At 58.2% G+C, this 419-nt stretch carries 1 rRNA gene; it reads left to right on the top strand.

Going from position 1 to position 419, the window contains the following annotated elements:
* Nucleotides 1-331 precede the first annotated feature (331 nt).
* A 23S ribosomal RNA gene (locus tag FXV77_RS21920) occupies nucleotides 332-419 on the top strand; the annotation flags it as partial.

Raw genomic sequence — 419 nt, 5'->3', positions numbered from 1 at the left:
GCGGCTGGAATACCTCCTTTCTGGAGCGTCCGGACCGTTCCTGCTGCGCACGGCATGATCATTATTATCCATACAGGGATACAAGACTGACAGGATACCGCGGGGTTCGTTCCCCGGGTATCCGCGTTCGGGCCGTGCAGTTGCCCAGCCGGGGATCCGGTGGTTCGCCATGGGTTTCCGTTGGTGCTTTGCTGCGGCCGGAGAAAGTTCTTTGACATATTGGGAAAAAAAGAGAAGACAGACAAAAAGAGAGGACAGAGGAAGTTCCTTACCGGTATAACCGGTGGGGGACGGAGGCAGCCGGGCGCTTAGCAAAAGGGGCGTCCGGCGGAAGAAAGTAACTAAGGGCACACGGGGGATGCCTAGGCTCCCAGAGGCGAAGAAGGACGCGACAAGCTGCGATAAACCGCGGGGATCGG

It is taken from the genome of Sphingobacterium phlebotomi, assembly GCF_008180195.1.
Taxonomy (GTDB): Bacteria; Bacteroidota; Bacteroidia; order Sphingobacteriales; family Sphingobacteriaceae; genus Sphingobacterium; species Sphingobacterium phlebotomi.
Note: the sequence above shows the minus strand (reverse complement) of the source record. Positions and strands in the feature narration are given on the sequence as shown.